The sequence below is a fragment of the Mycobacterium sp. SP-6446 genome (assembly GCF_001954045.1).
Classification (GTDB): domain Bacteria; phylum Actinomycetota; class Actinomycetes; order Mycobacteriales; family Mycobacteriaceae; genus Mycobacterium.
In genome coordinates, this window is record NZ_MBEM01000181.1 from 18373 (window position 1) to 32682 (window position 14310).

Annotated in this window: 14 protein-coding genes and 1 pseudogene; 9 read left to right on the forward strand and 6 right to left on the reverse strand. The window is 68.6% G+C overall.

Annotated features, from left to right (window positions below; genetic code table 11):
• Nucleotides 1-9 precede the first annotated feature (9 nt).
• The 3 genes from A5736_RS16410 to A5736_RS16420 are packed head-to-tail and all read right to left on the reverse strand — an operon-like array spanning nt 10 to nt 2980.
• Entirely contained in the window at nt 10-1101 is a 1092-nt protein-coding gene (locus A5736_RS16410) for a glycosyltransferase family 4 protein (RefSeq protein WP_076247381.1), read from the reverse strand.
• Nucleotides 1101-1898, reverse strand: coding sequence for a family 1 encapsulin nanocompartment shell protein (locus A5736_RS16415; protein ID WP_076122761.1), 798 nt, complete (start codon nt 1896-1898; stop codon nt 1101-1103). Before A5736_RS16415 ends, A5736_RS16410 begins: the two co-directional genes overlap by 1 nt.
• Entirely contained in the window at nt 1898-2980 is a 1083-nt protein-coding gene (locus A5736_RS16420; protein WP_175611305.1) for a Dyp-type peroxidase, read from the reverse strand. Before A5736_RS16420 ends, A5736_RS16415 begins: the two co-directional genes overlap by 1 nt.
• A gap of 10 nt (nt 2981-2990) precedes the next feature.
• Here A5736_RS16420 and A5736_RS16425 point away from each other — a divergent pair, with 10 nt between their 5' ends.
• Together A5736_RS16425 and A5736_RS16430 are read left to right on the forward strand one after the other, a co-directional pair.
• Nucleotides 2991-4247 (forward strand): M18 family aminopeptidase, encoded by a 1257-nt coding sequence (locus tag A5736_RS16425; protein ID WP_175611304.1) that lies wholly within the window; start codon nt 2991-2993, stop codon nt 4245-4247.
• A gap of 14 nt (nt 4248-4261) precedes the next feature.
• Entirely contained in the window at nt 4262-4618 is a 357-nt protein-coding gene (locus tag A5736_RS16430) for a VOC family protein (protein ID WP_076122636.1), read from the forward strand.
• A gap of 15 nt (nt 4619-4633) precedes the next feature.
• On the opposite strand, the gene A5736_RS16435 is transcribed toward A5736_RS16430, so the two are convergent.
• Complete coding sequence (locus A5736_RS16435; RefSeq protein ID WP_076247384.1) at nt 4634-5032, reverse strand: nuclear transport factor 2 family protein; 399 nt, start codon at nt 5030-5032, stop codon at nt 4634-4636.
• Nucleotides 5033-5156: 124 nt separating this feature from the next.
• Between A5736_RS16435 and A5736_RS16440 the strand changes: the two genes are divergently transcribed.
• The 6 genes from A5736_RS16440 to purM all read left to right on the forward strand — a co-directional run bounded on the left by A5736_RS16440 (nt 5157) and on the right by purM (nt 12105).
• On the forward strand, nt 5157-5945 hold the full coding sequence (locus A5736_RS16440) for a helix-turn-helix domain-containing protein (protein ID WP_076247385.1): 789 nt from the start codon (nt 5157-5159) through the stop codon (nt 5943-5945).
• A 16-nt stretch (nt 5946-5961) separates the two neighbouring features.
• Nucleotides 5962-8259: a phosphoribosylformylglycinamidine synthase subunit PurL gene (gene purL, locus A5736_RS16445; RefSeq protein WP_076247387.1), complete on the forward strand. Its 2298-nt coding sequence runs from the start codon at nt 5962-5964 to the stop codon at nt 8257-8259.
• Entirely contained in the window at nt 8256-8885 is a 630-nt protein-coding gene (locus A5736_RS16450) for a CPBP family intramembrane glutamic endopeptidase (protein WP_139333363.1), read from the forward strand. Before purL ends, A5736_RS16450 begins: the two co-directional genes overlap by 4 nt.
• A 14-nt stretch (nt 8886-8899) precedes the next feature.
• Entirely contained in the window at nt 8900-9289 is a 390-nt protein-coding gene (locus A5736_RS16455; protein ID WP_076122631.1) for a sterol carrier family protein, read from the forward strand.
• Nucleotides 9290-9427: 138 nt separating this feature from the next.
• A complete protein-coding gene (gene purF, locus A5736_RS16460) occupies nt 9428-10963 on the forward strand; it encodes an amidophosphoribosyltransferase (RefSeq protein ID WP_076122630.1) in 1536 nt (511 codons plus the stop codon).
• A gap of 47 nt (nt 10964-11010) precedes the next feature.
• The gene (gene purM, locus A5736_RS16465; protein WP_076247390.1) at nt 11011-12105 is read left to right on the forward strand and encodes a phosphoribosylformylglycinamidine cyclo-ligase; all 1095 of its coding nucleotides are present in this window, start codon (nt 11011-11013) and stop codon (nt 12103-12105) included.
• 54 nt (nt 12106-12159) lie between these two features.
• Here purM and A5736_RS16470 read toward each other — a convergent pair whose 3' ends face one another.
• Both A5736_RS16470 and A5736_RS16475 read right to left on the reverse strand, forming a co-directional pair.
• Nucleotides 12160-12345: a DUF3073 domain-containing protein gene (locus A5736_RS16470; RefSeq protein ID WP_076122628.1), complete on the reverse strand. Its 186-nt coding sequence runs from the start codon at nt 12343-12345 to the stop codon at nt 12160-12162.
• A gap of 147 nt (nt 12346-12492) precedes the next feature.
• Nucleotides 12493-13569 carry a folate-binding protein YgfZ gene (locus A5736_RS16475; protein WP_076247392.1) on the reverse strand — a complete coding sequence of 359 codons (1077 nt, stop codon included), beginning with the start codon at nt 13567-13569 and terminating at the stop codon, nt 12493-12495.
• Nucleotides 13570-13656: 87 nt separating this feature from the next.
• Here A5736_RS16475 and A5736_RS16480 point away from each other — a divergent pair.
• Nucleotides 13657-14175 (forward strand): annotated as a pseudogene (locus A5736_RS16480) (aminodeoxychorismate lyase); the annotation flags it as partial.
• Between the last annotated feature and the right edge of the window lie 135 nt (nt 14176-14310).

The window sequence follows — 14310 nt, forward strand, 5'->3', positions numbered from 1 at the left end:
CGGCCGGCGTCACCGTGTCGCGGCGGCGAGCCACAAGTCGTGCAGCGCCTCGCGCCAGCGGACGATGTCGAACTCGCCGGCACGCGCGTGGGCGGCCGCGGCGAGGCGGTCGCGCAACGCGGCATCGGCGATCAGGGATTGCAGCGCCTCGGCCAACTGGCGTGGATCGCCAGGGCTGACCAGCACACCGTTTTCCCCGTCGATAATCACTTCCGGAATCGCGCCCACCGCCGTGGTCACCGGGACCAGGCCGTTGGCCATCGCCTCCAGCACCGCCATTGGAAGGCCCTCGCTGTAGCTGGGCAACACGAAGATCGCCGACTCGGCCAGCAGCCGGTCCCTCTCGACCGGGTCCACCCAGCCGACGACGTCCACGGTGTCGTCGAGTGCGCTGGTGCGGACGAACTCGCGCACCTCGTCTACCTCGCCGTCGCCGGCCAGCGTGACCCGCAGGTCGGCCCGAATATCGTTGGGCAGCATGCCGATCGCACGAACCAGGTCGTAGCTTCCCTTGTTGGGGCCCAACCTGCCCAGCGACACCACCCGTAGCGGCCGGCCGGGGCGCGGCGCCGGCGCGATCGCGGGCATCACCACGGGGTTGTAGAGGACTCGGGTGTTGGACTCGTCGAATCCGAGGCGCACACACGACTCCCTGAGATGGGATTGACCGAGCACCACCGAATAGTCGGCGTGCAGCGCCGCGCGCACGGCGCGGCGCAGGAGCGGCGGCAGCTCGTCGAGCCAGGTGAAAAAGTGCGAGCTGTGGCAGTGGACAATGGTCGGGACGCCGCGCAGCCGAGCGATGAACAACGGTACGGCCTTGCGAACGACGCTGCCGCGCAAGGAAAAATGGGCGTGCAGCACGTCGGCGGAGCCAAGAAGCAGGAGCGTGGATGCCTTGAGAATGCCCGTCACTCCCGTCCACAGCCGCGCCCCCAGCGCGGCATCGATGTAGGTGGGCACGAGGTTGACCAGAAACCGTTGGTCCGTGTCTTCGCTCAGCAATCGCATCACCGTCGCCATCCCGCCGCGGCTGTTGGGCCCGGCCGGTGCGTTCCCGATCGTCAGCACCCGGATCGGATAGCGTTGCTGGCGCGCCATTACGGGCCGAGTGCGACCGATGCCTCGGCGGTGTAGCACAGGAACGTCAGGGTCTCCTGCAGGTATAGCTGCACGGTGTCGGCGTCGTGACTGCTGTAGCCGATGGCGACGTCGGTCCCCAGTTGCAGGTCGAAATCTCCACCGCGAGTGGTCAAGACGAAGGCGCCGTCGATGGCCGGCGCCCAGATGATGTCGCCGTCAACCAACCGGTTCAGGTGCTCGCGGATCGGATATCCGTGTTCGGTGGTCTCGCTGACCTTCGTGTAGACGCCGGCGGAGAGCAGCACCGAGTAGGGGCCGTCGACACCGGCGAGCCGCAGTTCGGTCAACGCCTGCGAGATGGCATCCGGCATGTCTCGAGGGTCCTCGGGCAATGTCAGCGGCTTGTTGGAGCTGGCGCTGCGGATGCCCTCGATCGACGCGGCGGCGTAGCCCTCGAAGATGGTGCGGTCCTCGACGAACGCCAGCTTCTTGGCGGCTTCCTTGACCGGGTCCCAGTCGGAGTCGTTGGCGCCACGCTCCACATCGTCGATCTCGGAGCGAGACAACGTGAACGGAACCCGCAGCCGGACAAGGGGTTTGCTGGCGCGAAGGTGCGCGACCACACCGTCGGTGGGCGCTTTGACGTCGATCAGCCGACCGGTGCTGACCGCCGCGGTGACTGGCCCGCCGGGCTCGCTGACGTCGACCACCCGGCGCCCGGCGATATGCCGTTTGAACGTGCGCGTCGCCTCCAGTTCGATTTCGGCCCAAGCGACGTCGGTGACCGGTGCCAGGTCGCGGTAAAGGTTGTTGATCATCCGGTGGGTCCTTTCATGCTGCCGATCGAAAGTGAGCCATTGGAGGCTGGGTCAGGTAAAGATGTGACGGGTCGTTCCGTCGCCAGCGTGGCGGGCAGCGGTGGCGGGTCGTCGAGGAAATCCACGGTGGGGGAGAAGAATAGGCCGCCTGTGACCGCGGTGGAGAAATCCAGGATGCGGTCGGTGTTGCCCGGCGGATCCCCGAGGAACATGTTGCGCAGCATCCGTTCGGTGACCTCGGGGGTGCGCGAATAGCCGATGAAGTACGTGCCGTACTCGTCCTTGCCGAGTTCACCGAACGGCATGTTGTGCCGCACGATCTTCAGTTCGGTGCCGTCGTCGTCTTCGATCACGTTCAGCGCGATGTGCGAGTTCGGTGGCTTGACGTCATCGTCGAGCTCGATGTCTTCGAGCTTGGTGCGACCGATCACGTGCTCCTGCTCGGTGACCGACAGCGAGTCCCACGACGGCATGTCGTGCACGTACTTCTGCACGTGGACGTAGCACGAGCCGGCGAAGTCGGGGTCCTCGTCGCCGATGGCGGTGGCGCTGACGGCGATTGGGCCATCCGGATTTTCGGTGCCGTCGACGAAGCCGAGCAGGTCGCGGTTGTCGAAGAACCGAAAGCCGTGGACCTCGTCGACGACGGTGACCGCACCCGCCATCGACTTGAGGATGCGCCCGGCCAACTCGAAACACACGTCCATCGATTCGGCCCGAATGTGAAACAGCAGATCACCGGGCGTGGCCGGGGCGGTGTGCTGCGGGCCGGTCAGCTCGATGAAGGTATGCAGTTCGGCGGGCTTTTTTGCCAAGGGAGGCCCGCCGAACAACCGGTCCCAGGCGTTGGAGCCGATCGAGGCGACGACCGACAAGCGTTTCGTCGGATCGCGGAAGCCGATGGCGCGCACCAGCCCGGACAGATCCGGCAGCGCGTCGTGCACGGTCGCTTCGCCGCCGTCGTCGATGGTGACCACGAGGAAGATGGCCGCGGGCGTCAACGGCGCAAGGATGGGCTGCGGCTGTACCGGAGGCACATGGGCGACCCTATCGGGAACTGCGCCGTCGCCGACAGCCATGATGTTCAACATGTCGGCCAGTGCCGCAGGCCTCTGCGAATTCATCGATGCCTCCCCGTCGCCGTTTCATGTGTGCGCCACCGTGGCCGGGCGGTTGGTCGACGCCGGATACACCGAACTGAACGAAGCCGACAGCTGGCCGTCGCAACCCGGTCGCTACTTCACCGTCCGCGCCAGTTCCCTGGTCGCCTGGAACTCGGGCGGCGCCGACGGGCCTTTCCGGATCGTCGGTGCCCACACGGACAGCCCGAACCTACGGGTCAAGCAGCATCCGGATCGCGTGGTCGCCGGCTGGCGGGTGGTTGCGCTGGAGCCGTACGGGGGCGCATGGCTCAATTCCTGGCTGGACCGAGACCTGGGCATCAGCGGGCGATTGTCGGTCCGCGACGGCGACCGGGCCGTGCAGCGGCTGGTGCGGATCGACGATCCGATCCTGCGGGTGCCGCAGCTGGCCATCCACCTGGCCGAGGACCGCAAGTCGCTCACGCTGGACCCGCAACGACACGTCAACGCGGTATGGGGAGTTGGCGGCGGCGCCGCGTCCTTCGTCGATTACGTCGCCGAGCGCTCGGGGGTGGCCGCGGTCGACGTGCTGTCGGCCGACCTGATGACACACGACCTGACCCCGTCCGCGGTGATCGGTGCGGACGGCGACCTGGTGAGCGCGCCGCGGTTGGACAACCAGGCCAGTTGCTACGCGGGCATGGAGGCCCTGCTGGCCGCGGAGCCGCGCGGTTTCGTCCCGGTGCTGGTGCTCTTCGACCACGAGGAGGTCGGTTCGTCCTCCGACCGCGGCGCGCAATCCAACCTGCTGAGCACCGTTTTGGAACGGATCGTGCTCGCGGCCGGCGGCGGCCGGGAAGACTATTTGCGGCGCCTGCCGGCGTCGCTGCTGGCCTCGGCCGACATGGCGCACGCCACCCACCCCAACTACCCGGAGCGGCACGAGCCGGGTCATCCGATCGACGTCAACGGCGGACCGGTGCTCAAAGTGCATCCCAATCTGCGCTACGCCACCGACGGACGCACGGCCGCGGCGTTCGCGCTGGCGTGCCGGCAAGCCGGTGTGGGGCTGCAGCGCTACGAACATCGCGCCGACCTGCCGTGCGGGTCGACCATCGGGCCGCTGGCGTCGGCGCGGACCGGCATCCCCACCGTCGACGTCGGCGCTGCCCAGCTCGCGATGCACTCGGCGCGCGAGTTGATGGGGGCGCAGGATGTGGCCGCGTATTCGGCCGCACTGCAAGCGTTTTTGTCGCCGCGCTGACCTACGATCCGGGCATGACCTTCAACGTAGAAATGGTCACCTTCGACTGCGGCGACCCCGCGAGCCTGGCCGGCTGGTGGGCCGAGCAGTTCGGTGGCAAGACACACGTCATCCTCGCCGACGAGTTCACCGCCGTGACCTTCCCCGAAGGGCTGCGGCTCGGGTTCCAGAAAGTGCCCGATCCCACCCCGGGAAAGAACCGGGTACACCTCGATTTGAGTGCGGCCGACATCGACGCCGAGGTATCGCGGCTGACGGCGGCCGGGGCCAAGGAGGTCGGCCGGCACAAGTTCGGCGAGAACTTCCGCTGGGTGGTGCTGGCCGACCCCGAGGGCAACGTTTTCTGCATCGTCGGCAATCCCGCCCTCTAGGCGGGCCGCCGCGCGTCAGCGCTGATCGAGGAAGAGCGGGTCGTAGCGGATGACGTTCTCCACGACCATCCCGTCGCGGCTGCGGACACGGTCGAGGCCGCGAATCCGGAACGGTCCGGCGGGGCCGGTGCCTTCACCGACGTAGTGCAAGTACACCAGTTCCTCGCCCTCGGCGGGACCGGGAACGGTTGCGCTGTCGATGAGCTCCAGCTTCAAATCCGGTGCGGCGTCCAGTATTTCGGCGATCTTCGCCGTGTACGCCTCGACTCCCCGCACCGGCTCCGGGTCACCCGGCCAGTAGCCGACGATGTCGTCGGCCAGAATGTCGAAGCCGCGCGACATGGTGGGCGCGGCCCAGTACGCGGCCCACAGCTCCGCACTGAACTTCGGGGCAGCGGTCTTGACGTCGGTCATGGTTCCTCCCTGGGTAAGGCGCTTCGATCGAGCGCGTTAAGGCAAGCGTGTCCGTCGCCGTGCGGCGGCACAATTACCTCGGAGGTCATCGCCGCGGTGCGCGCGGCGTGGTTACCGTTGCTTCGTGAGCGATGCCGCGGTGGGTGTCCTGTTGCGCGAATGGCGGGCTCGCCGCCGGGTGAGTCAGCTCGATCTGTCGCTGAGCGTGGGTGTGTCGGCGCGGCATCTGAGCTTCATCGAGACCGGGCGTTCGCGGCCCAGTCCCGAGATGGTCCTCGCGCTCGCCGAGGGCCTCGACGTTCCGTTGCGGGAGCGCAACTCGCTGCTGCTCGCCGCCGGGTTCGCGCCGCGCTACTCCTCGCGCCCGCTCGAGGATGCCGCGCTGTCCCCGGCCCGCGATGCCGTCCAGCGCCTGCTCGACGCGCACGACCCCTACCCGGGCGTCGTCATCGACCGGTGCTGGAACATCGTCGGGACCAATGCGGCGGCGTCCGCGCTGACGGCTGGGCTGCCCGAGCATCTGCTCGGCCCGCCGGCCAACGTGTATCGGCTATGCCTGCATCCCGACGGTCTCGCCAACCGGACCCTGAATTTCGACGAATGGGCGGGCTACCTGCTGAGCCAGCTGCGACGCACGATCGCACTCACCGGCGACCCGACGTTGCAGGCGATCGACGAGGAGGTGCGCGGATACCCGGGCGTCGCGGCCGCCGCCACAGCGCGCGGCATGCCCGCCGACAACGCCTCGCTGCTGATTCCCTTCGTGCTCGACGCCGGCGGCGGAGAGCGGCTGTCGATGTTCACGACGCTCACGACGTTCGGAACCCCGCTCGACGTCACCCTCGCCGAACTCGCCGTCGAGCTGTTCTACCCGGCGGACCCGGAAAGCGCACGCATGCTCCGCGGCGACTAACTCTTAGACTGTTGCCGTGACGACCGCGCGCATCCAGGCGATTGACACCGTCGAGCACGCCGCGACCACTCCCGATCAGCCGCAACCCTTTCACGAGCTCGGCCTCAAAGACGACGAGTACCAGCGGATACGCGAGATCCTGGGCCGCCGGCCCACCGACACCGAGCTGGCGATGTACTCGGTGATGTGGAGCGAGCACTGCTCGTACAAGTCCTCCAAAGTTCACCTGCGCTACTTCGGTGAGACCACGACCGACGAGATGCGCGCCGGCATGCTGGCCGGGATCGGGGAGAACGCCGGGGTCGTCGATATCGGCGACGGCTGGGCGGTGACCTTCAAGGTGGAATCGCACAACCACCCGTCGTACGTCGAGCCCTACCAAGGCGCCGCGACAGGCGTCGGGGGCATCGTCCGCGACATCATGGCCATGGGCGCACGGCCCGTCGCGGTGATGGACCAGCTTCGATTCGGCGCCGCCGACGCGCCCGACACCCGCCGCGTGCTCGACGGCGTGGTTCGCGGCATCGGCGGCTACGGAAACTCGTTGGGCCTGCCCAACATCGGCGGCGAGACCGTGTTCGACGCCTCGTATGCGGGCAACCCGCTGGTCAACGCGCTGTGCGTCGGCGCGCTGCGCAAAGAGGATCTACACCTGGCCTTCGCATCCGGAACAGGAAACAAGATCATCCTGTTCGGCGCGCGCACCGGCCTCGACGGCATCGGCGGCGTGTCGGTGTTGGCGTCGGAAACCTTCGGCGGCGACGAGGGCGGGGGCCCCGGCCGCAAGAAGCTGCCCTCGGTGCAGGTCGGCGACCCGTTCACCGAGAAGGTGCTCATCGAGTGCTGCCTCGAGCTGTACGCGGGCGGTCTGGTGATCGGCATCCAGGACCTTGGCGGGGCCGGATTGTCCTGCGCCACATCGGAACTCGCATCGGCCGGCGACGGCGGCATGCGGGTCGAGCTGGACAACGTGCCGCTGCGGGCCGCCAACATGACGCCCGCCGAGATTCTGTCCAGCGAATCGCAGGAGCGGATGTGCGCGGTGGTCGCGCCGGAGAATGTCGACGCGTTCCTCGCGGTCTGCCGCAAGTGGGAGGTGCTGGCCACCGTCATCGGCGAGGTCACCGACGGCGACCGGCTGCAGATCACCTGGCACGGCGAGACGGTGGTCGACGTTCCACCGCGCACCGTCGCCCACGAAGGCCCGGTGTATCGGCGCCCCGTCACCCGCCCCGAATCGCAGGACGCGTTGAACGCCGACACGTCGAGCGGGCTGCCGCGGCCGGCCACCGGCGACGAGCTGCGCGCGACTTTGCTTGCGCTGCTGGGCAGTCCGCACCTGTGCAGCCGCGCGTTCATCACCGAGCAGTACGACCGGTACGTGCGCGGGAACACCGTGTTGGCCGAGCACGCCGACGGCGGCGTGCTGCGCATCGACGAGACGACCGGCCGCGGCATCGCGGTATCGACCGATGCCTCGGGGCGCTACACGCTGCTTGACCCGTACGTCGGCGCCCAGCTGGCGCTGGCCGAGGCGTACCGCAACGTCGCCGTCACCGGTGCGACGCCGGTCGCGGTGACCAACTGCCTCAACTTCGGCTCGCCCGAGGACCCCGGCGTGATGTGGCAATTCGCACAGGCGGTGCGTGGTCTGGCGGATGGCTGTGCGGCCCTGGGGATTCCGGTCACCGGCGGCAACGTCAGCTTCTACAACCAGACCGGGACGACGGCGATCCTGCCCACGCCGGTCGTCGGCGTGCTCGGTGTCTTGGATGACGTGAGCCGACGTCTCCACACGGCTTTCGGCAGCGAACCGGGAGAGACCCTGCTGCTGCTGGGCGACACGCGCGACGAATTCGACGGCTCCATCTGGGCGCAGGTGAGCGCCGACCACCTCGGCGGGCGGCCGCCGGCGGTTGACCTGGCGCGCGAGAAGCTACTGGCCGAAGTGCTCAGCTCGGCGTCGCGGGATGGGCTGGTGTCCGCCGCGCACGACCTGTCCGAGGGCGGCCTGGCGCAGGCTATCGTCGAATCGGCCCTGGCCGGTGAAACCGGTTGCCGCATAGTGCTTCCCGAGGGCGCCGATCCCTTCGTGACATTGTTTTCCGAATCGGCCGGCCGGGTGCTGGTGGCCGTGCCGCGAACCGAGGAGAGCCGGTTCCGGTCCATGTGTGAGGTGCGGGGACTGCCCGCCGTCCGCGTCGGCGTCGTCGATCAGGGCTCGGACGCCGTGGAGGTTCAGGGGCTGTTCACGGTGTCGCTTGCGGAACTGCGCGAGACCTCCGAGTCGGTGTTGCCGCGATTCTTCGGATAAGCAGGCTCCGCGCGCTGTCGTTGGCCGCCGCGCTGGTCGGCTGGAGCTTCGTCGGCCCGCGACTGCCGAATGAGCTGCGAGCGGGGCTGCAGGCCGGTGTTGCCGGTCTGCTGGTGGTCGGGACACATGCGTCGTTGGGGTTAAGCCCGCCCCGGCTGTGGTCGGGGCTGCGGCTGGGATCAGCGTCGGGTGCGGTAGCGGCGGCGGCCATCTCCGCGACGACCCCGCTGCCGCCGGTACGCCCGTCGATGGCCGCCCGCGAACTTCCCGTGCCTGCGCGGGGTTGGCTGCTGTGGCGGATACCGATCGGCACCGTCTGGGCCGAAGAGGCCGCCTTCCGCGCGGCGCTTGGCACGCTCGGTGCACGCGCCTTCGGCACGTCCGGCGGAAGGCTGTTGCAGGCCACCGCTTTTGGGCTCTCCCACATCGCGGACGTACGCGCGACGGGCGAGCCGGTGCTGCCCACCGTGCTGGTCACCGGCGTCGGGGGATGGCTGTTCGGTTGGCTGGTCGACCGTTCCGGCAGCCTCGCCGCACCAATGCTGGTGCACTTGGCCATCAACGAGGCGGGCGCCGTGGCCGTGCTGGCCGTCCAGCGGCGGTCCCGCGTGAACGGATCGGCGTAGTGGCACCCTGAGGTATGGCCGTCCGTCAGAAAGCCGATCCGGCCAAGACCCGGCAGGCCGTGTTGGCCATCGCCGAGTGGTTGCGCGACGAAACCCGTCCGGCGCCCGACCGCGATGCGCTGGCGACCGCGGTGCGCCTCACCGCACGCACCCTGGCCGCCGTGGCGCCCGGCGCCAGCGTCGAGGTACGGATCCCGCCGTTCGTCGCTGTTCAGTGCGTTGCCGGGCCCAGGCACACCCGCGGTACGCCGCCCAACGTGGTGGAGGCCGATCCACGGACATGGCTGCTGCTCGCCACGGGGATGGTGTCGCTGGCGCAGGCGAAGAGCGCCGGCCGGCTGACGCTATCGGGCTCCCGGGCAGGTGAAATCGACCACTGGCTGCCCCTGATCGCGGTCGGCTGAACGTCACCCTGAACTGCAGGTTTAGACTGAAGACATGCATTATTCGGTGCTCAACACGCGTGCTGAATTCGGCGCTGAGGCCACCGTGCCCGTAGACTCCGTTACGTCACCAACCGTTCCCCAGGGAGCCGCCGACCCGTGACCGTCCAGGAACCCCAGCAGGACCTGAACTCGCCCCGTGAAGAGTGCGGCGTATTCGGGGTCTGGGCCCCCGGCGAAGAAGTCGCCAAGCTCACGTACTACGGCTTGTACGCGCTGCAACATCGCGGCCAGGAGGCCGCGGGCATCGCTGTCGCCGACGGCTCCCAGGTGCTGGTGTTCAAAGACCTCGGCCTGGTCAGTCAGGTGTTCGACGAGCAGACGTTGGGCGCCATGCAAGGCCACGTCGCCATCGGGCACTGCCGCTACTCCACCACGGGCGACACCACGTGGGAAAACGCCCAGCCCGTGTTCCGTAATACCGCGGCGGGCACCGGAGTTGCGTTGGGACACAACGGAAATCTGGTCAACACCGCCGAGCTTGCGGCTCGCGCCCGCGACGCCGGGCTGATCGCCAAGCGCTGCCCCGCGCCGGCGACCACCGACTCCGACATCCTGGGTGCGCTGCTGGCCCACGGAGCGGCCGATTCCACGCTGGAACAGGCGGCGCTGGAACTGTTGCCGACCGTGCGGGGCGCCTTTTGCCTGACGTTCATGGACGAGAACACTCTGTATGCGTGCCGCGACCCCTACGGGGTGCGCCCGCTGTCGCTCGGCCGGCTGGATCGCGGCTGGGTGGTGGCCTCCGAAACCGCCGCGCTCGACATCGTCGGCGCCTCGTTCGTGCGTGACATCGAACCGGGCGAACTACTGGCGATCGACGCCGACGGGGTGCGCTCCACGCGTTTCGCCAACCCCACGCCCAAGGGCTGCGTCTTCGAGTACGTCTACTTGGCGCGTCCGGACAGCACGATCGCCGGTCGGTCCGTGCACGCCACCCGGGTAGAGATCGGGCGCCGGCTGGCCCGCGAATGCCCAGTCGAGGCGGACCTGGTGATCGGCGTGCCGGAATCCGGCACGCCCGCCGCGGTGGGATACGCGCAGGAGTCCGGCATCCCGTACGGCCAGGGCCTGATGAAGAACGCTTATGTCGGGCGCACCTTCATCCAGCCGTCGCAGACCATCCGCCAGCTCGGCATCCGGTTGAAGCTCAATCCGCTCCGGGAAGTGATCCGCGGCAAGCGACTCATCGTCGTCGACGACTCGATCGTTCGCGGAAACACGCAACGCGCATTGCTGCGAATGCTGCGCGAGGCCGGCGCTGTCGAGGTGCACGTGCGCATCGCCTCGCCGCCGGTGAAGTGGCCGTGCTTCTACGGCATCGACTTCCCGTCACCGGCGGAGCTGATCGCCAACGCCGTCGAGGACGAGGCGGAAATGCTCGAAGCGGTTCGGCACGCGATCGGCGCGGACACTCTTGGCTACGTCTCGCTGCGGGGCATGGTCGCGGCTTCCGAGCAGCCGGCTTCACGGCTGTGTACCGCTTGCTTCGACGGCAAGTATCCGATCGAGCTGCCAAGCGAAAGCGCCCTCGGCAAGAACGTCATCGAGCACATGCTCGCCAACGCGGCCCGGGGGTCGGGGCTCGACGATCTCGCGGCCGGTGACGTACCCGAACTACCGGTTGCGCACTGACGACGTTTGATACCGGCGGCGAGCGCCGCCCGGTAGCCTTTATCGCGATGACGGATCCCGGAAAGAGCCCCGGACGCAGCCCGGGCAGCCAGGGCATCACCTACGCGGCGGCCGGGGTGGACATTGAGGCCGGCGACCGCGCTGTCGAATTGTTCAAGCCGCTGGCCACGAAGGCGACCAGGCCCGAGGTGCGCGGCGGGCTGGGCGGATTCGCCGGACTGTTCGCGTTGCGCGGCGGCTACCGCGAACCGGTGCTGGCGGCATCCACCGACGGTGTGGGCACCAAGCTGGCGGTCGCTCAGGCGATGGACAAACACGACACCGTCGGGCTCGACCTGGTCGCGATGGTCGTCGACGACCTCGTGGTCTGCGGCGCCGAACCGCTCTTTCTGCAGGACTACATCGCCGTCGGCCGGACGGTGCCGGAACGGCTGAGCGCGATCGTCAGCGGCATCGCCGAGGGATGTGTGCGCGCGGGATGCGCGCTGCTCGGCGGCGAGACCGCCGAACACCCGGGCCTGATGGAACCCGACCACTACGACATCTCGGCCACCGGTGTGGGCATCGTCGAGGCCGACGACGTGCTGGGCCCCGACCGCGTCAAACCCGGCGACGCCATCATCGCCCTGGGCTCGTCGGGCCTGCACTCCAACGGGTACTCGCTGGCGCGCACCGTCCTGCTCGAGATCGACCGGATGAACCTCGCCGGTTATGTCGAGGAGTTCGGCCGCACCCTGGGCGAGGAATTGCTGGAGCCCACCCGGATCTACGCGAAAGACTGCCTGGCGCTGGCCGCCGAAACCCACGTCCGCACGTTCTGCCATGTCACCGGCGGCGGGCTGGCCGGAAATCTGCAACGCGTCATCCCGCATGGCCTGACCGCCGAGGTCGACCGCGGCACGTGGACGCCCGCGCCGGTGTTCGCCATGATCGCCCAGCGTGGCCGGGTTACGCGCGAGGAGATGGAAAAGACGTTCAACATGGGCGTCGGCATGATCGCCGTCGTGGCGCCGGAAGACACCGACCGCGCCCTGGCGATCCTGACCGCGCGGCACTTGGACTGCTGGGTGTTGGGAACTGTTTGCAAGGGTGGAAAAGCGGGCCCGCGGGCCCGGCTGGTCGGACAACATCCGAGGTTCTAACGGGCTGCGACAAGCACGATGCCGATGCGAAACGCATCGGCATACAAGAGTGGTCTAGCGGGGCCAGTCGTCCTGGTGACCCCACGAGTCGTCAGCGGCCTCGCCGTTCGGCTCGTCGGAATCGTCGGCGCCCGTCCCTGACAGCTCGCGCTGGAGCCGCTGGAAGTCGGTCTGCGGGGAGCTGTACTTAAGTTCTCGAGCAACCTTGGTCTGCTTTGCCTTAGCCCGGCCGCGGCCCATGGGGGAACCCCCTCGCGCAATAACGGAGCGGCCTAACGAGTAGGCGGCTCCGATCTCTTGGTGTCGTTATTGTCCTGCCGACAGTTTACCGTGCCGTACGGTCGGGTGCCGGTGCCCCCTGCCCGCCGAGGCGGACCATATCGCCAATCATCGCGTACCTCCCCGCAACCGTTCAACGGCCAGCCGGCCCGCGCCGATCTGTTCGGCGGGGGGCAGCGAGTCGGGGTCGATGACCGCCGCCTGGTCGCCTATCGCGAGCTCGGCGTCGGCGGGCAGCCCCCGCTTGAGCAGTGCCAGGGCCACCGGTCCGAGGTCCACGTGGTCGACGACGGTTCCGAGGCGTCCGACGGTGCGACCGCCGGCCAGCACCGCGTCGCCGGTCGAGGGTCGATCCACGGAACCGTCGAGGTGCAACAACACCAGCATCCGCGGTGGTTTACCGAGGTTGTGGACGCGCGCGACCGTCTCCTGCCCGCGATAGCAGCCTTTGTCCAGATGGACCGCTCCTTCACCGGGGCCGCCGATCCAGCCCACCTCATGGGGGATGGTGCGCTCGTCGGTGTCGACTCCGAGCCGGGGGCGACGGGCCGCGACTCGGTGGGCCTCGTATGCCCACACTCCAGCAGGGCGCAGACCCGCCTGTTCCAGGCGGGCCTTCCAACCGTCCGCCTCGCCGCGCGGTACGAGCAGGTCCAGCTCGATGCGGCCGGCAATGGCCGTGGGCATCCGCCGCGCAAAGCCGCCGCCGGAGACCGGGACGGCCGTCAGCTCGCCGGGCAGCGCTTCCAGCCCCAGCGCGTTCAGCACCGCCGGGTCAGCCAGCCGCGGCCCCAGCAGCGACAGCACCGCCATGTCGGCGGCGGCCACTGTCACGTCGGACCAGAACACCATCTTGCGCAGGTAGCTCAGCAGCGGCTCGCCCCGCCACGGTTCGGTATCGAGGTAGGTGGTGCCGCCCAGCTCGCTCTGGATCCAGTGGTCCTCGACCCGGCCCTGGCCGTCGAGGCTGAGGTTTTCGGTGCTGGCGCCCTCGGCGAGGTCGCTGACGTGTTGGGTCGAAATGTTGTGCAGCCAGCTCTGCCGGTCGTTTCCGGTCAGGGTGAGCACCGCGCGATGCGAGCGGTCCACGACCACCGCATCGGTTTCGGCCGCCCGCTGCTCGCCCAGCGGATCGCCGTAATGCCAGATCGCACCCGCGTCGGGGCCGGGGTCGGGCAGATCCATGAATTTGGCCGACTGCGTCAGCCGCTGCAGGTGGGACTCGACCAGACACGCGGTGCCGTCGCGGACCAGTAGCGTCTCGAAGATGCCGTCGCCGCGGCCCGGCGCGAGGGTTTGTCGGCGGTCACGCTGGACCGCGGATTGCCGGCCACCGGCGCCGATGCGATGCCGTGGCTGCTGGCCGGCGCCAAAACTCTGTCGTACGCGGTTAATATGGCCGCCCTGCGCCATGCCGCCCGGCAGGGCGCCGGCGACGTGATCTTCGTCAGCTCGGACGGCTACATCCTGGAGGGCCCCCGCTCGACGGTGGTCATCGCCACCCACTCCGGGGCGGGTGAACCGTGCCTGCTGACGCCGCCGCCGTGGTACCCGATCCTGCGGGGCACCACGCAACAAGCCCTGTTCGAGGTCGCCCGGGCCAAGGGCTACGACTGCGACTATCGGGCGCTGCGGGTCGCGGATTTGCATGCCGCCCAAGGGATTTGGCTGGTGTCGAGCATGACGCTGGCCGCCCGCGTGCACACGCTCGACGGCCGGCCCCTGCCCCGATCCCCGCTGGCCGCCGAATTCGCCGAACTGGTGGACGCGGCGATCGTCAGCGATCGCTGAGCGCTGAATTCTGTTGTCGCCTCGCGCAATGGCGGGTACGGTCGGCCGTACACAAGGAAGGAGGTGGTCCGCGAAATTGATAGCTTCATGGACATGTGAGGTGGCTACGCGCTAGCTGCAATGGCTCGGAAGAGC